Below are 15,004 nucleotides of genomic sequence, written 5' to 3'. Positions count from 1 at the left end.
TTGAGAATGAATAGCGCGATTCCGCGAGGAATCGCCGGGCTTGCGCGCTGGGCCTGCGGCCCACCCCCGGAGCGCGCAGCCCGAAACGGCAAAGGATTAGGCTGAGTTCTTGCGGCCCTAAGGGCCGCCGGCCTTGTCGCCCAGGCGCAAAGCGCCTCGGGAGATGGCCGACAGGCCGAATAGATCGGAGAATTGAGCGGCACCTGCTGTGCGGGCCGGCGCCCGGGAGGTGCCGCAATTTTCGACGCGCGAGCGGCGTGTTGCGGGCCTCCCGAGGGGGAGGCGTCCGACCCGCGCGCCCCTGCGGGGCGCAGGGTTTCGGCCTTGGTTCTGTCCGCGCGCCTTGGGAAATCCTGTCAAAACGCACAGGTGCATTTTGAACGATTTCCCTATTAAGGCGTGGCGCGCGGGTTTGTTTGAGGGTACTGCGCTCGGGCCGGGCAGGCCCCCGCTTAAATAAGCCAGTGATAACCCTAGTAAAAGCCCCTGTGGGGCCCCGCGGTGGGCAATTGGCCGTGTCGGGCAAAATTGGGGTACGGGCTGCCGATTAAGGCCGAGGCTGCCAGTAAAACACCCTGTGGGTGCGAGAGGCAACACAACGGGAAACCATGAACCCCGTAGTTTCCGTAATTTTGCAACATGGAAATCAGAAAATATAAAACCACTGATTTAGAACAAATCGCGCAATTGTTTTACGAAACAGTCCACACTGTAAATATAAAAAATTACACAGAGCAACAAGTGAATGTGTGGGCAACAGGCAATATCGATTTTCAGCAATGGGACGCTTCATTTCTTCAACATCTTACTTTTGTTGCAATAGAAAAAGACAGAATTATCGGTTTTGGGGATATTGATAAAACAGGATATCTGGACAGGCTGTTTGTGCATAAAGATTTTCAAGGCCGTAGCGTTGCAACAGCAATCTGCAATCGCTTGGAAAGCGGAGTCGAGACGAAATGTATCACAGTTCATGCCTCCATAACAGCCAAACCTTTTTTTGAGAAGAGGGGATATCGCACAATTAAACCTCAAAAAATTGAACGGCAAGGAGTTTTTTTAACCAATTACATAATGATAAAAATTATAAATCCTGGTTATATTAATTGTAGGTGACCCCATACTGGAAAAACATGATTGGCTGAAAGGTTATTGAAAAAACATAAATATCTCTATCTGTCGATCGGCCATTTGAGAATGGAATTTATCAAAAGCGAAAGACCAATTGTACCCGTGACTGCCGATTTCGCGCGCCTTTGGGAAATCCAGTCAAAATGTGCCGACACATTTTGACGATTTCCCTTTTAGGGCGTGGCGCGCGGTCGAGCTTGGTGCTGTTCTTTGTCCGCGCGCTGGCGGAAATCTTGTTCAAAGCGCAAGTCGCTTTGAACGATTTCCTTTTCCAGCAGTCGCGCGCGGTTGGTTTGAGGGTACTGCGCTCGGGCCGCGCGGGCCCCACGTCCCGTGGACGGGCGAAACTACGTTTCGCTGCGGCTGTGTCAGCCCAATCTGTGGGTGGGTAGAGGTTGCCTGTTAGGGTAGACCCGGCCAATTGTGAGTGCGACACGCGCCGTTTATTCCGAGAGGCAACGCAACTGAAAACCGTGAGCGCGGTAGCTCGAGTAGCCGGGGGTGAGGCCCTGCGTGTAGAAGTGCAAGAACACGCCGTTAGTCTCGCTGACAGCGGACGACCAGTTGAACCCGTAGTAACCGGACTTCCCTTGGCATACCCCCATAGCCCGGCCGACCGTATTCGCGGTAGCCCGGGGCGGGAAGACCACAATCATTCACCCCGCACAAAAATCCAAGACCGGCAGGCAAAACACACCTGCACGGAAAACATCACCTATAAATACGACGAAACCGCCCGACGGCCGATCGCCGAACTTCATCCACCCTCTGAGCTCCGAAAGAATCCCCCTACTCCGCCACCCGTATCAACGAGTAATTCAGCTTCGAAGCCGGTTTCGACAGATCCGTCCCCAACAGCATCACACTGTCCTCCAGATAGAGAAAATTCAGCGTATCCGCCCAAGGGCTCGACTCGACCAGACGATAGTAAACCGCCGCCGAATCCGCCGGAATCCCCCGCTCCGTACTCCACGTACCCAACGACAAATAGGTCCGATCCTCACCGTCCACCGCCTCCAGATAGGTCATCGACAACGCATACTCACCCGACGTCGAATCCTCCGGCTGCTTCAGCGTCAGATCCATCGTGATTCCCGGGCCGTCCGCCGCAGGAATCGTCCCCACATACCGCCGCGACAGCGTATCTTCCGCATCCGCCGCGACCTTCGCCTGAGAACCGACACCCCCGCAGCTCCACATGCCGAGCGCCAGCGCCCAGCACGCACCCCATACAATCGTTCTTTTCATAAGCTGCACTTTTTAACATCGAACAACCCGGAATAATGCAAAAATCAGGCCAAACAACCCCTCCGAAAAGAAAAATCGCACCCCACGAACAAACAATCGGGACTACCGGGAGGATTTCCTATCTTTGTACCCCAGTCTTTACGGACAACACCATGGAAATCACCATCCTCGGCATAGAATCCTCGTGCGACGACACCTCGGCCGCCGTGATCCGCGACGGCCGGCTGCTGTCGAACGTCATCGCCTCGCAGGCCGTACACGCACAGTACGGCGGCGTGATTCCCGAACTCGCCTCGCGGGCCCACGGACAGAATATCGTCCCGGTGGTCGACGCGGCGCTGAAAGAGGCCGGCGTCACGCCGTCCGAAATCGACGGAATCGCCGTCACCCGCGGGCCGGGACTCCTCGGGTCGCTGCTCGTGGGAGTCTCGTTCGCCAAAGGATTCTCGCTGGCGCAGGACACCCCGCTCATGGAGGTCAACCACCTCCAGGGGCATGTGCTGGCCCACTTCGTCACCCGGCCGGGCGAGGAAGAGGCACCGAAACCGAAATTCCCGTTCCTCTGCCTGCTCGTGTCGGGCGGGAACTCGCAGATCGTCCTCGTGCGCGACTACCTCGACATGGAGATCATCGGCACGACCATCGACGACGCGGCGGGCGAAGCGTTCGACAAGTGTGCGAAGGTAATGGGACTGCCCTATCCGGGAGGGCCGCTGATCGACCGTCTGGCACGGAGCGAGGGGGCCGATCCGCACGCCTTCAAGTTCGCCAAACCGTCGGTGCCGGGATTCGACTACAGCTTCAGCGGCCTGAAGACCTCGTTCCTCTACTTCCTGCGCGACCGGGTGGCCGACGACCCGGAGTTCATCGAACGCCACAAAGCCGACCTGTGCGCCTCGCTACAGGCGACGATCGTCGACATCCTGATGAACAAACTCGTCCGGGCGGCCAAACAGTACGACATCACGGAGATCGCCGTGGCGGGAGGCGTTTCGGCCAACTCGGGCCTCCGCGAGGCGATCGAGGCGGCGGGAGAACGGTACGGATGGACGACCTACATTCCTCCGATCTCGCTGACGACGGACAACGCGGCGATGATCGCCATCACGGGTTACTACAAATACCTCCGCGAAGAGTTCGCCGACCTGAGCCTGGCGCCGGCGGCACGGGCGGCTGAGATGTAACGTCTTTTTTCGAAACCGGGCGGAAGTCCGATTCACTCTCTCTCCTTGAAATTTTCATGAACGAACAACGAGGCGCATTCACCAGCAATTTCGGTTCCATGATGGCCGTCGTGGGGTCGGCGGTCGGACTGGGCAACATTTGGCGCTTTCCCTACCTGACGGGAGCGAACGGCGGAGCGGCTTTCCTGCTGCTCTACCTGTTCCTGATTCTGGCGGTCGGACTGCCGCTGATCCTGAGCGAGTTCATCCTCGGGCGGGCATCGAGGCGGGGAGCGGTCGGAGCGTTCCGCTACCTGGCGCCGAAGACGAAATGGTATTTGGTGGGGTACATGGGGGTGGCGGCCGGATTCTGTATCCTGGGATTCTACAGCGTGATTGCGGGATGGAGCCTGCGTTTTCTGTTCGACGCGGTCATCAATGCCAACGCGGGGCAGAGTTACGAGGAGATCGCCGCAGGATTCCGGGCATTCCGGAACAGCGGCTGGCAGCCGATCCTGCTCTCGACGGCCTTTCTGGCGCTGACGGCAGTGGTCATCCTCCGGGGGGTGGAAAAGGGGGTCGAACGGTGGAACAAAATCCTGATGCCGCTACTGGTGGGGATTCTGCTGGTACTGTGCGTCAACTCGTTCACGCTGGACGGGTTTCGTGAGGGGATGGCGTTCCTGTTCCGGCCTGATTTCTCGAAAATCACGGCCAACACGGTGCTGGATGCGATGGGGCAGGTCTTCTTTACGCTCAGCCTGGGGATGGGGGTGATGATCACGTACAGCTCTTACGTCGCGAAATCCGAAAACATGCTCCGGTCGAAAGGGATCGTCACGCTGATCGACACGTCGATCGCCATCATCTCGGGGATCGCGATCTTTCCGGCGGTCTTCACGTTCGGCATCAGTCCGACGCAGGGGCCGGATCTGATCTTCCTGACGCTGCCCAACATCTTCGCGAAGATGACGGGAGGACAGTATGTGGGGATTCTGTTTTTCCTGCTGATCTGCATTGCGGCGCTGACGTCGATGGTCTCGATTTTCGAGATGATGACGAATTACCTGATGGAGGAGCTGGGAATGGGACGTCGGAAGGCGGTCGCCTGGCTGTTCGGGACGCTGACTTTCGTTTCGTCGCTCTGCGCGCTGTCGCAGGTGGACGGTTCGCGGCTGATGATCGGGAAATACAATGTGTTCGACTTTCTGGACATGCTCTCGTCGAACTACCTGATGACGATCGGCGGTCTGCTGATCGTGATTTTCGCCGGGTGGCGGCTCTCGCCGAAGCGGCTGCGCAAGACTTTCACGTCGGACGGACGGTACAACAACCGGATTTATCCGCTGTTCCGTTTCGTGATCCGGTTCATCTCGCCGATCGCAGTGGCGATCATCTTTCTGAGCAAGCTAAAGGTAATCGGAGGATAATTTCAGCGGGGAAGCGCCTGCGGAAAAAGCACAGGACCTGGTCTGACTTTACGCGTGACGCGGATGTGCCTTTGAACGGGACTTTCCCGTACTACTCGGACGGGAAAGAGAGTGAAAAGTACGGTGCAGGAGATTACAAGGCGACCAACGGTCGGTTGTACAAGGTAACCACCTCGGGAACGGGAACCCCGCTCGCCTGGTACCCCGCCCCGGGCTGCCGCGGCTACGGCGAGGGCGCGTTGTGGAGCGTCGGCAACTTCGGGTACAGCTGGTCGTCTGCCGTCAGCAGCACCAGCGGCGTGTTCTTGGACTTCGGCACGCAGTACCTCCTTCCCAGCAACGTGAGCAGCCGCGGCCGCGGTCTTCAGTTGCGTTGCCTCTCGGAATAAACGGAAGCCTCGACTGATTGGGGAACTTCGAACCCGGGCTTAGAACTGAAGTACTTCAAAGATTTTGCGCCCCGTCAGGGGCGCGCGGGCCGGTAATCCCGGCCAACTTTTCGTTTACAAAGCGGGTTGAAGCCTGCGGGGCCCAAAAGCAACGTCAGTTGCGGGCCTCCGCTGCGGGAGGCTTCGGCCCGCGCGGTTCTGTGAACCGCAAGAGTTTGGCCAAGCCGTCTGCCGGATTCGTCCTCGGCGCGGTGCCGCTCGGCACTCGAAAACTGGCCGGGTCTACCCTAAACCGAGGCCAGCAGTTCCTCAGAACCGCGCTACTCGCTCTCAGCCCAAATCCCCGCCTCCAGCTCAGACCGGCACCCGAAGAATAGCATCGGCCCCAAGCACTGCCCCGTGTCCGCCTCACTGCGGCTCCGCTGGCGCTCCGCCGCGTTTCGCGCGCCTTTGGGAAATCTTGTCAAAACGCACAGGTGCATTTTGACGATTTCCCTTTTAAGGCGTGGCGCGCGGTTTTCAGTCGCCCGCGGCAATTCTTGCCGGATTGGCTCTCCGCCAATCGGCAGAATATGTCCTCTTTAGCAGGCGGGCGGTGCGTGCCGTACTCCCAATTGCCAGCCTCTACCCTAACAGGATAGAACTGGCCTCGGGCCGGCCGGGCCCCACGTCCCGTGGACGGGCGATGCTTACGCATCGCTGCGGCAGCCTATACCCTCATTCCTGTCCGCGCGCCTCAGGCGCAAGACTCTGGGCTACACAGCGCTGCGACAGTCTCGGCCCAACCCGCCGCCTCACAGATACCCCTTCAAGATACGCGTCAGCTGCGGAGTCTCGATCAGAAAACCGTCGTGGCCGAAATCCGAATGGAGCGTATAGTAATCCGCGCCTATCAACCCCGCCATCTCGCGCACCTCCGGCTCCGTGAACATGATATCCGTATCGACCGACATCACGACCGTTCGGGCCTTGATGCGCCGCAAAGCCTCCGCCACACCTCCCCGGCCGCGCCCCACGTCGTGCGAGTCGAGCGACTGCAACAGCCGGTAATAACAGTGCGCATTGAACCGCCGGCGCAGCTTCTCGCCCTGATAACGCTGGTAGCTCGACGCCCGGAAATCGCCCAGTTTCCCCTCCTCCGGCTCGGACTGCGTGCGGTTGAAAGCCGTCGAATTGCGGTAGATCAGCATCGACATCGCCCGGGCCGCCACAAGTCCAGCCGCCCCGCCGTCGATCCGCCGTTCGAAAAACGTCGGGTCGGCCTCGATCGCCAGCCGCTGCGCCTCGCTGTCCGCCACGATCCACGGCGTCGTCCGCGGCAACGTCACCGTCAGCGCCAGCGTATCGAACAACCCCGGCTCGGCGATCGCCCACTCCATCGCCTGACACCCCCCCGTCGAACCGCCGACCAGCATCCTGACGCGCCGAATCCCCAGCGCCTTCCGAAGCTCCCCGTAGGCCCGCACCATATCCCGCACCGTAATCTGCGGAAAATCGAGATACCACGGCTCGCCGGTCGCCGGATTCACCGTGACCGGAGAAGTCGAACCGTACGGAGAACCCAACTTATTGGCACAGACGATAAAATAGCGCGTCGGATCGAACAGCCCCCCTTCGGCCACCGTCCCCGGCCACCACTCCGCCACGTCCGAGTTGGCCGTCAGCGCGTGGCACACCCAGATGACGTTATCGGCAGCGGCGTTCAGCGTGCCATACGTGTGATAAGCGAGCGTCACGGAGGGCAGCTCGCCGCCCGCTTCGAGCGGGAAAGGACGGTCGATCGTGAAAAACTGCGGCGCGCGGCCGGCATATTCGGCATAGTGCATCGTTCGGTCGGTGCTCCGGGATTTGCCCGGAGGAGCCCAAAGATAGGGAATTTTCAGTATCTTTGGGGCTTTCTAAAGCGAATATCATGGCACTTCAATGCGGCATCGTGGGTCTGCCGAACGTCGGCAAATCGACCCTTTTCAACTGTCTGTCGAACGCCAAGGCACAGGCGGCGAACTTCCCGTTCTGCACCATCGAACCCAACGTAGGGGTGATCACCGTGCCGGACGACCGGCTGACGAAACTGGTGGAGATCGACAACCCGAAACGCGTCGTGCCGACCACCATCGAGATCGTGGACATCGCCGGGCTGGTCAAGGGAGCATCGAAGGGCGAGGGACTGGGGAACAAGTTCCTCGCCAATATCCGCGAGACGGACGCCATCATCCACGTCCTGCGGTGTTTCGAGAACGGAAACATCACCCACGTGGACGGTTCGGTCGACCCGGTGCGCGACAAGGAGATCATCGACACAGAACTGCAGCTGAAAGACCTCGAAACGGTCGAAAACCGGCTCGGCAAGGTGCAGAAACAGGCCCAGAGCGGCGGTGACAAGACGGCCAAACGGTTGTACGAAATTCTGGTCCGGTACAAGGAGGCGCTGGAACAGGGGCTTTCGGCGCGGACGGTGGTGCTGGAAAACAAGGAGGACGAAAAGTTAGCGGCGGATCTGTGTCTGCTGACCAATAAACCGGTACTCTACCTCTGCAACGTGGACGAGGCTTCGGCGGCGACCGGGAACGACCATACGCGCGCCGTGGCGGAGGCCATTAAGGACGAAGGGGCGCAGATGCTGATCGTGGCGGCGGCGACGGAGGCGGACATCGCGGAGCTGGAGAGCTACGAGGAGCGGCAGCTGTTCCTCGCAGACCTGGGGCTCGAAGAGTCGGGGGTTTCGCGCCTGATCCGGGCGGCGTATGCGCTGCTGAACCTCGAAACCTACTTCACCACGGGGCCGGACGAGACGCGGGCGTGGACGTATGCCCGGGGTACGAAGGCGCCGCAGGCGGCGGGGATCATCCACACCGACTTCGAACGGGGCTTTATCCGGGCCGAAGTGATCAAATACGACGACTATGTGGCGTTAGGCTCCGAAAAGGCGTGCCGCGAGGCGGGCAAGATCGGGATCGAGGGCAAGGAGTATGTGGTGCAGGACGGCGACATCATGCACTTCCTGTTCAACGTCTGAGACGGGACGAATCGCGTCGGCGGCGGTTCGAAACATTTAGGCAGGCCTCGCGGCCTGCCTTTTTTCATTCCGTCTCCGGCCGCCGTCAGACAACCCGGTCGATCTCGGGATCGCCGGCGAAGAAACGCATCACGTTCCGGGCGGCATGGGCGCTCATCTGCTCGCGGGTCTCGACGGTATTGGTGCCGGTATGAGGCGTGAGCACCACGTTGTCCAGCGTCAGCAGGTCGGGCAGCACGCGGGGTTCGTTCTCGAAAACGTCCAGCGCGGCTCCGGCGATCTGGCCGCTGCGCAAGGCTTCGGCCAGGGCCGCGTTATCCACCACGGCGCCACGGGCGGTATTCACCAGCAGGGCGGTGGGTTTCATCCTCCGGAACTGCTCCGGGCCGAACAGGTGGCGCGACTCGTCGGTCAACGGGGTGTGCACCGACACGATGTCCGACTCGCGCAACAGGGTGTCGAAGTCGGCGTATTCGACCTCCAGCGCCCGCTCTTCCGGTTCAGGCAGCCGCCGGCGGTTGTAGTAGAGCACCCGCATCCGCGAAGCGGCGGCATAGCGTCGCAGAGCTTTCCCGATTCGCCCCATCCCCACGATGCCGAGCGTCTTGCCGTAGAGCGAGGTGCCGAGGTTGTCCATAATGCCCCACTTGGCGCGTCCTTCGCGCAGGTCGCGGTCGCATTCGGGGATCCGGTGGGCCACGGCAAGCATCAGGGCATAGGCGTGTTCGGCGGTGGGCTCGAGCACGGGCGTGGGGTTGTTGGTCACGACGATACCGCGCCGTTCGGCGGCGGCGAGGTCGATGTTGTCGTATCCGACGCCGTAGCTGGCGATGATTTTCAACCGGGGTGCACGGGCCATCATCTCATCGGTAACTCGCAGTGCGGTGGAGGAGATCATGCCGTCGATCCGGGGCAGATAACGTTCGAACTCCTCTTTCGGGAACCGTTCGTCGCGCGGAATGAGCACTTCGAACTGCGCCTCCAGCTCGGCGAAGTGTTCGCGCGGCAGGCGGTGGGTAATCAGTATGGTCTTTTTCATGTTTCGGAAAGGTTTGGTATCTCTTCAGCCCGCCCCGGGCTGCCGCTATCGAGATACGGGTGCACTGTTTGATGTCGGCAAGGGCGGTTACAACTGGTCTTCGACGGTCAGCAGTACCAATAGCATGTACTTGGATTTCGGAATGGCATGGTTCAGCCCCGGCGGCACGCACAATCGCGTCCTCGGTTTTCAGTTGCGTTGCCTCTCGGAATAAACGGGGGCAAAGGCGGCCAATTGCCCACCGCGGGCACGCAGGGCCCGGCCGGCCCGAGGCCAGTCGAAGCTTGACCGCGCGCCGACGCCTTAAGAGGGAAATCTTGTCAAAATGCACTCGTGCATTTTGACAAGATTTCCCAAAGGCGCGCGGACACAACCCCAAAGCCCAAACCCTGCGACCCGCAAGGGGCGCGCGGGCCGAGAGCCTCCCCCAGCGGGAGGCCCGCAACTCGCTACGCTCGTTTGGGCACCCGCAGGCTTCGGCCCGCTACAACTCTGCCACTTTAAATGCTTTTCCCGCGCGCTGACGGAAATCTTATCCAAACGCGAAACACGCGTTTGAATAATTTCCTACTTCAGCAGTCGAGCGCGGAGCGAGCATTGTTCGCACTTTTCCCGCGCGCCTTGCGCGATTCATTCTATTTCGGCTCACTGCCGAAATAGCTGAATCGCTTCTTTAGGCGTGGCGCGCGGTTGGTTTGAGGGTACTGCGCTCGGGCCGCGCGGGCCCCACGTCCCGTGGACGGGAAATGCTTCGCATTTCCACTTTTTTGCTCAGCCCAACTCTTCGCCTCGTTCTCTGTTTGCGCGCCTTAGGCTCCGCAGGACTCAAACCGTGGACACCCCGAAACTCAGACAAACTTCGCACAAAAAATCACCGACAGACTCCTGCAAAAACGTTCGTGTCAGGTCTCCTATGCGGAGACCTGACACGCCCGACTATCCCGATGAATGACACACGGCTATCCGTATGTTATTTCACCTCTTCGAATTCCACGTCATGCGGCCCGTCATCTTCCGGCTGCGCCTGCGAGGCCGAACCGGTCGAACCCGAAGCTCCCGCACCGCCGGTCGAAGAAGCGCCGCCTGCGGCGTTCCCCGCATTGTAGATATCCTGAGATGCTGCCTGCCATGCGGCGTTCAGCCCTTCGGAATACTTGTCGATATCAGCCAGATTCTGAGACTTGTGCGCCTCTTTCAGGCCGTTCAACGCCGTTTCGATCGCCGACTTCTTGTCTGCCGGAATCTTGTCGCCGTACTCTTTGAGCTGCTTTTCGGTGCTGAAAATCAGCGAGTCGGCACCGTTGATCTTATCGACCCGTTCGCGTTCCTCCTTATCCTTAGCCTCGTTGGCTTTGGCTTCGGCACGCATCCGTTCGATTTCGGCTTCGCTCAGCCCCGACGAGGCTTCGATCCGGATGCTCTGCTCCTTGCCCGTCCCCTTGTCCTTGGCCGAGACGTTCAGAATCCCGTTGGCGTCGATGTCGAAAGTCACCTCGATCTGCGGCACACCGCGCGGCGCTGCCGGAATCCCGTCCAGATGGAACCGACCGATGGTCTTGTTGTCGCGCGCCATCTGACGTTCGCCCTGCAAGACGTGGATTTCGACCGACGGCTGGTTGTCCGTCGCCGTACTGAAGACCTCCGACTTGCGGTTCGGAATCGTGGTGTTGGCGTCGATCAGTTTGGTCATCACGCCGCCCATCGTTTCGATCCCGAGCGACAGCGGGGTCACGTCGAGCAGCAGGACATCCTTCACCTCGCCGGTCAGGACACCCCCCTGGATAGCCGCCCCGATAGCGACCACTTCGTCCGGGTTGACGCTCTTCGACGGCTCTTTGCCGAAGAAGTCCTTAACGACCTGCTGGATGGCCGGGATACGGGTCGAACCGCCGACCAAAATCACGTCGTCGATCTGCGAAGCCGTCAGACCGGCATCTTCCAGCGCCTTGCGGCACGGTTCGATCGTAGCGTGGATCAGCTTATCCGCCAACTGTTCGAATTTCGCCCGCGACAGCTTGGTCACCAAGTGCTGCGGCACGCCGTCGATCGGCATGATGTACGGCAGGTTGATTTCCGTTTCGGTAGCGCTCGACAGTTCGATCTTGGCCTTTTCGGCAGCCTCTTTCAGCCGCTGCAAAGCCATCGGGTCTTTCCGCAGGTCGACATGGTGCTGGGCTTCGAACTCGCCGGCCAGCCAGTCGATGATCACGTGGTCGAAGTCGTCCCCCCCGAGGTGCGTATCCCCGTTGGTGGATTTCACTTCGAAGACGCCGTCGCCCAGTTCGAGGATCGAGATATCGAACGTCCCCCCACCGAGGTCATACACGGCGATCTTCATGTCCTTGTCGGACTTTTCGAGCCCGTAGGCCAGCGCGGCGGCGGTCGGTTCGTTGATGATCCGCGCCACCTTCAAGCCTGCGATTTCGCCGGCCTCCTTGGTGGCCTGTCGCTGCGAGTCGTTGAAGTAAGCCGGCACGGTGATCACCGCTTCGGTCACTTCCTGCCCCAGATAATCTTCGGCGGTTTTCTTCATTTTCTGAAGCACCATGGCCGAGATTTCCTGCGGGCTGTAGAGCCGTCCGTCGATGTCGATCCGCGGCACGCCGTGTTCGTCTTTCACGACATAAGGCACACGACCGAGTTCGTTTTTGACCTGGTCGTAGGTCTCGCCCATGAAACGTTTGATGGAGAAGATCGTCCGTTTCGGGTTGGTGATCGCCTGCCGCTTGGCCGGGTCTCCGACCTTGCGTTCTCCGTTTTCGGTGAATGCCACGACCGAAGGGGTGGTGCGATGCCCCTCGCTGTTAGGAATGACGACGGGTTCGTTGCCTTCCATAACGGCAACGCATGAATTGGTGGTCCCGAGGTCGATACCGATAATTTTTCCCATGACAGTATGTATTTTATTTGTTTATTTCGTGTTCAATCGGACTCTTTCCCTACAAGTGTCGTGCCAAACCGAATTTATGCCAAAATGTCAGCCGCGTTTGTCACGTCGCCCGGCCGCATGATTTTCCATGAATTTTCCCTATTTTTGTTACCAAATCTCGTTCCATTCTATGGAGTACAAGCATCTTTTTTTCGACCTGGACGACACGTTCTGGGATGTGCGCACCAATCAGGAGACGGCTCAGCGCGAACTGTTCGCGGCGTTCGGACTGGGCGACCGGTATCCGGATTTCGACTCGTATTACGAGACGTTCCGGGAGATCAACCAGCGGCTGTGGACGGAATACAGGGACGGAATCGTGGATCGGGAGACGCTGCGCAACCAGCGGTTCGTACGGCTGTTGGAGTCGGCGGGCATCCATGACGAGCGGATGGCGATGGACATGAGCAACGAGTACCTGCGGATTTCGCCGACGTGCAACACGCTGATGCCGCACTCGCTGGAGGTGCTGGAGTACCTGAAGACGAAGGGGTATCCGATGTCGCTGATTACGAACGGGTTCAACGAGGTGCAGTTCCTGAAGGTGGAGCATGCGGGGCTGAAGCCGTTTTTCGACCGGATCACGACGTCTGAGTTTGCGGGGATCGGGAAGCCGAATCCGGGGATCTTCGAATACGCGATGCGGAAGGCAGAGGTGGGGCCGGACGAGTGCATCATGATCGGGGACGATGTCTACACGGACATTTACGGGGCTTCGACGGTGGGGATGCCGTCGGTGTTCGTCAACTTCCGGGGGATCGAACACGACCAGCAACCGCGGCACGAGATTCGGGATCTGCGGGCGCTGAAGGAGATTTTTTAGCTGCTCCGGCCCGCCTACAGGGCTCTCCGACAGAGGAAAACCGCAAAATCGGGGTGCGGGACGAAAATTTCCGCTCCGAAAATTTGGCGTTCTCGAAAGAAACCTCTACATTTGTCCCCGCATCCGCTTCAGATGCGCTTCTTTTTGCCCAGGTGGCGGAATAGGTAGACGCGCACGTTTCAGGTGCGTGTGCCGCAAGGCGTGCAGGTTCGATTCCTGTCCTGGGCACAAAAAAGGCTGTTAATCGTTTGATTAGCAGCTTTTTTTTATTTTACAGGGGACTAAAAGGGGGACTACTTTTATCGCCTCCATCTCTTCCATACCGCCCAGCCGAGGGCGACGAGGATGATCCCGCCCAGCAGCCACGGGAGGCGGCTGGGGCGGGATTTCTTTTGGGTATCGTGCTCAGCGAGCGTCTCCGTGCGGACTTCTCGGCGGGTGCTGTCTTGAAGGGTTATATCAAGCTGTTTCGTGACCGTGTCGGACGTCTGCTGGCGCGTGTCGGTCGAGCGGTTACGGTGGTGGTCGGTGATCGTGATCCGCCGGACAGGCGGCAGGCCGGTGGCCGAATCCACCGGCTGGGCCGTGTCGAACTCCAGCTCAATCCGGCGAACATCTTCTGACTCGGCGGTGGTGGATTCGGTTTCGGTATGCGAGGCGGATTCGATGGTCTCGCGGGATTCCGCGCGCAGGTCGACCTGCTCGGTGGCCGAGGTTGCGGTCTGCAACGTGTCGTGCACCCGCTTCGAGGTTGCGCAGCCGGTCAATACGAGACCGACTGACACTATAAAAAGTATTTGTTTCATTTGAGATGTAGGATTTGATTCCGATTTGCTCCGGCCCGATAAGAGATGTGGATCCACCGGTAGCCCGACTCATCGATGAGTTGATCGAAAGCGATACGGCCTTCGTCGCGGAGCTCGACGATCCGGTCAAACAGCCGCTTGTTGTCGGCAGTGGATCCCACGGTAATATCGGCGGCCTCGCCTTTGAGGTGCTGGGAGGTCGAGACGCCTCCGACTGCCGCATTCAGTTTCGGGCAGCGGTAGCCGCTGTTCACGGCGATCGGCGCGCCCCACGCCGCCCGGATCGGGTCTAAGAGCTGTTCGATGAGAGTTTGGAGTTTCTGTCGTTTTGCCGCATCCGGCGTGTTGTCAATGCCGTGCCGCCGGGCGGTATCTGAGGCGCAGAGTTCTTCAATGGTAAAGTATTTCATGGTTGTGTCGTTGTTTTTAGTTTGAGGGGGAGATTTTGAATAAGTAGAGGCTTATTCAAAAATCCCCGGCTATTTCTTTAATGATTAGTACCCCGACTGCGGTTCCCGGTCGGCGCACTTCGGCTTATTGCAAATTCTGATCTGTTCCTTGATGCGTTCAACCTCCAACCGATGTAATTTGCTCTCGAGTTCGTTGTACTTGTCGCGCCACTCCCTATTCTCTTTGTACAGTTCCTCTATCTTTTCATCCTTGTTATTAATCTTCACTTCTCTGTTTTCCGCGATTTCTCGCCACTCGTGTGCCGCGAGCGTGTTCAGGTCTGCCTCGGCCCGGGCGGCTTCGGCCTGCTTGATGCGGCGGTTTTCGCGGCGATACATCCACACCCCGCCACCCAGCAGCCCGGCAGCAGAGAGGACGCTCAACAGATTGCTAATGTTGGTCAGCCATTCGGTCATAGTTCCCTATTAATATTGTGTGTTCTTATTGCGCGGAGGCGTCTGCCACGGAGCGACGCCCGCCTGGTAGTCTTCGCGGGTAATGAGGCCGTCGATATTAAACACCTTCCCGGTTACCAGCGTAACCTCCAGCGTGAACGAGGTGTAATCGAGCGACGACTGTC

At 59.3% G+C, this 15,004-nt stretch carries 15 protein-coding genes and 1 tRNA gene; 8 read left to right on the top strand and 8 right to left on the bottom strand.

Annotation, left to right across the window (positions count from 1 at the left end; translation table 11 throughout):
• Positions 1 to 639: 639 nt before the first annotated feature.
• Entirely contained in the window at positions 640 to 1,116 is a 477-nt protein-coding gene (locus QZ292_RS06695; protein WP_294599618.1) for a GNAT family N-acetyltransferase, read from the top strand.
• Between the two features lie 458 nt (positions 1,117 to 1,574).
• On the opposite strand, the gene QZ292_RS06690 is transcribed toward QZ292_RS06695, so the two are convergent.
• Both QZ292_RS06690 and QZ292_RS06685 read right to left on the bottom strand, forming a co-directional pair.
• Positions 1,575 to 1,736 carry a hypothetical protein gene (locus QZ292_RS06690; protein WP_294599613.1) on the bottom strand — a complete coding sequence of 54 codons (162 nt, stop codon included), beginning with the start codon at positions 1,734 to 1,736 and terminating at the stop codon, positions 1,575 to 1,577.
• 184 nt (positions 1,737 to 1,920) lie between these two features.
• The gene (locus tag QZ292_RS06685; protein ID WP_294599608.1) at positions 1,921 to 2,379 is read right to left on the bottom strand and encodes a copper resistance protein NlpE N-terminal domain-containing protein; all 459 of its coding nucleotides are present in this window, start codon (positions 2,377 to 2,379) and stop codon (positions 1,921 to 1,923) included.
• A gap of 152 nt (positions 2,380 to 2,531) precedes the next feature.
• On the opposite strand from QZ292_RS06685, the gene tsaD reads away from it, so the two are divergent.
• From tsaD to QZ292_RS06670, 3 genes are all read left to right on the top strand, one after another.
• Positions 2,532 to 3,563, top strand: a complete 1,032-nt coding sequence (tsaD, locus tag QZ292_RS06680) for a tRNA (adenosine(37)-N6)-threonylcarbamoyltransferase complex transferase subunit TsaD (RefSeq protein ID WP_294599605.1) — start codon at positions 2,532 to 2,534, stop codon at positions 3,561 to 3,563.
• Positions 3,564 to 3,619: 56 nt separating this feature from the next.
• Positions 3,620 to 4,972 (top strand): sodium-dependent transporter, encoded by a 1,353-nt coding sequence (locus QZ292_RS06675; RefSeq protein ID WP_294599602.1) that lies wholly within the window; start codon positions 3,620 to 3,622, stop codon positions 4,970 to 4,972.
• Between the two features lie 65 nt (positions 4,973 to 5,037).
• Positions 5,038 to 5,361: a hypothetical protein gene (locus tag QZ292_RS06670; protein WP_294599599.1), complete on the top strand. Its 324-nt coding sequence runs from the start codon at positions 5,038 to 5,040 to the stop codon at positions 5,359 to 5,361.
• A gap of 794 nt (positions 5,362 to 6,155) precedes the next feature.
• Here QZ292_RS06670 and metX read toward each other — a convergent pair.
• Positions 6,156 to 7,187: a homoserine O-acetyltransferase gene (metX, locus tag QZ292_RS06665; protein ID WP_294599597.1), complete on the bottom strand. Its 1,032-nt coding sequence runs from the start codon at positions 7,185 to 7,187 to the stop codon at positions 6,156 to 6,158.
• Between the two features lie 86 nt (positions 7,188 to 7,273).
• Here metX and ychF point away from each other — a divergent pair, with 86 nt between their 5' ends.
• Positions 7,274 to 8,377 (top strand): redox-regulated ATPase YchF, encoded by a 1,104-nt coding sequence (gene ychF / locus QZ292_RS06660; protein ID WP_294599592.1) that lies wholly within the window; start codon positions 7,274 to 7,276, stop codon positions 8,375 to 8,377.
• 85 nt (positions 8,378 to 8,462) lie between these two features.
• Here ychF and QZ292_RS06655 read toward each other — a convergent pair whose 3' ends face one another.
• Positions 8,463 to 9,416 (bottom strand): NAD(P)-dependent oxidoreductase, encoded by a 954-nt coding sequence (locus tag QZ292_RS06655; protein ID WP_294599588.1) that lies wholly within the window; start codon positions 9,414 to 9,416, stop codon positions 8,463 to 8,465.
• Between QZ292_RS06655 and QZ292_RS06650 the strand changes: the two genes are divergently transcribed.
• On the top strand, positions 9,415 to 9,630 hold the full coding sequence (locus tag QZ292_RS06650; RefSeq protein WP_294599585.1) for a hypothetical protein: 216 nt from the start codon (positions 9,415 to 9,417) through the stop codon (positions 9,628 to 9,630). The genes QZ292_RS06655 and QZ292_RS06650 overlap by 2 nt on opposite strands.
• Before the next feature lie 756 nt (positions 9,631 to 10,386).
• On the opposite strand, the gene dnaK is transcribed toward QZ292_RS06650, so the two are convergent.
• Complete coding sequence (dnaK, locus tag QZ292_RS06645) at positions 10,387 to 12,306, bottom strand: molecular chaperone DnaK (protein ID WP_294599582.1); 1,920 nt, start codon at positions 12,304 to 12,306, stop codon at positions 10,387 to 10,389.
• Between the two features lie 169 nt (positions 12,307 to 12,475).
• Between dnaK and QZ292_RS06640 the strand changes: the two genes are divergently transcribed.
• Together QZ292_RS06640 and QZ292_RS06635 are read left to right on the top strand one after the other, a co-directional pair.
• The gene (locus QZ292_RS06640) at positions 12,476 to 13,168 is read left to right on the top strand and encodes a YjjG family noncanonical pyrimidine nucleotidase (RefSeq protein ID WP_294599579.1); all 693 of its coding nucleotides are present in this window, start codon (positions 12,476 to 12,478) and stop codon (positions 13,166 to 13,168) included.
• 146 nt (positions 13,169 to 13,314) lie between these two features.
• Positions 13,315 to 13,396 (top strand) — tRNA-Leu (locus QZ292_RS06635).
• Positions 13,397 to 13,467: 71 nt separating this feature from the next.
• Here QZ292_RS06635 and QZ292_RS06630 read toward each other — a convergent pair.
• The 3 genes from QZ292_RS06630 to QZ292_RS06620 form a co-directional block, all read right to left on the bottom strand.
• The gene (locus QZ292_RS06630; RefSeq protein WP_294599577.1) at positions 13,468 to 13,974 is read right to left on the bottom strand and encodes a hypothetical protein; all 507 of its coding nucleotides are present in this window, start codon (positions 13,972 to 13,974) and stop codon (positions 13,468 to 13,470) included.
• Positions 13,971 to 14,384 carry a D-Ala-D-Ala carboxypeptidase family metallohydrolase gene (locus QZ292_RS06625; protein ID WP_294599575.1) on the bottom strand — a complete coding sequence of 138 codons (414 nt, stop codon included), beginning with the start codon at positions 14,382 to 14,384 and terminating at the stop codon, positions 13,971 to 13,973. Before QZ292_RS06625 ends, QZ292_RS06630 begins: the two co-directional genes overlap by 4 nt.
• Before the next feature lie 84 nt (positions 14,385 to 14,468).
• Positions 14,469 to 14,840: a hypothetical protein gene (locus tag QZ292_RS06620; protein WP_294599572.1), complete on the bottom strand. Its 372-nt coding sequence runs from the start codon at positions 14,838 to 14,840 to the stop codon at positions 14,469 to 14,471.
• Positions 14,841 to 15,004 lie beyond the last annotated feature (164 nt).

Origin of the sequence: uncultured Rikenella sp., from assembly GCF_910577125.1 — a bacterium.
Classification (GTDB): Bacteria; Bacteroidota; Bacteroidia; order Bacteroidales; family Rikenellaceae; genus Rikenella.
This window is presented reverse-complemented; position numbering and strand designations above follow the sequence as displayed.

Excerpts from the sequence above, each read along its gene's own strand:
- tsaD (WP_294599605.1), top strand. The coding sequence starts at position 2,532 with ATGGAAATCACCATCCTCGGCATAGAATCCTCGTGCGACGACACCTCG.
- ychF (WP_294599592.1), top strand. The coding sequence starts at position 7,274 with ATGGCACTTCAATGCGGCATCGTGGGTCTGCCGAACGTCGGCAAATCG.
- QZ292_RS06630 (WP_294599577.1), bottom strand. The coding sequence starts at position 13,974 with ATGAAACAAATACTTTTTATAGTGTCAGTCGGTCTCGTATTGACCGGC.
- QZ292_RS06650 (WP_294599585.1), top strand. The coding sequence starts at position 9,415 with ATGTTTCGGAAAGGTTTGGTATCTCTTCAGCCCGCCCCGGGCTGCCGC.
- QZ292_RS06640 (WP_294599579.1), top strand. The coding sequence starts at position 12,476 with ATGGAGTACAAGCATCTTTTTTTCGACCTGGACGACACGTTCTGGGAT.
- QZ292_RS06695 (WP_294599618.1), top strand. The coding sequence starts at position 640 with ATGGAAATCAGAAAATATAAAACCACTGATTTAGAACAAATCGCGCAA.
- metX (WP_294599597.1), bottom strand. The coding sequence starts at position 7,187 with ATGCACTATGCCGAATATGCCGGCCGCGCGCCGCAGTTTTTCACGATC.
- QZ292_RS06685 (WP_294599608.1), bottom strand. The coding sequence starts at position 2,379 with ATGAAAAGAACGATTGTATGGGGTGCGTGCTGGGCGCTGGCGCTCGGC.
- dnaK (WP_294599582.1), bottom strand. The coding sequence starts at position 12,306 with ATGGGAAAAATTATCGGTATCGACCTCGGGACCACCAATTCATGCGTT.
- QZ292_RS06690 (WP_294599613.1), bottom strand. The coding sequence starts at position 1,736 with ATGGGGGTATGCCAAGGGAAGTCCGGTTACTACGGGTTCAACTGGTCG.
- QZ292_RS06655 (WP_294599588.1), bottom strand. The coding sequence starts at position 9,416 with ATGAAAAAGACCATACTGATTACCCACCGCCTGCCGCGCGAACACTTC.
- QZ292_RS06625 (WP_294599575.1), bottom strand. The coding sequence starts at position 14,384 with ATGAAATACTTTACCATTGAAGAACTCTGCGCCTCAGATACCGCCCGG.
- QZ292_RS06620 (WP_294599572.1), bottom strand. The coding sequence starts at position 14,840 with ATGACCGAATGGCTGACCAACATTAGCAATCTGTTGAGCGTCCTCTCT.
- QZ292_RS06675 (WP_294599602.1), top strand. The coding sequence starts at position 3,620 with ATGAACGAACAACGAGGCGCATTCACCAGCAATTTCGGTTCCATGATG.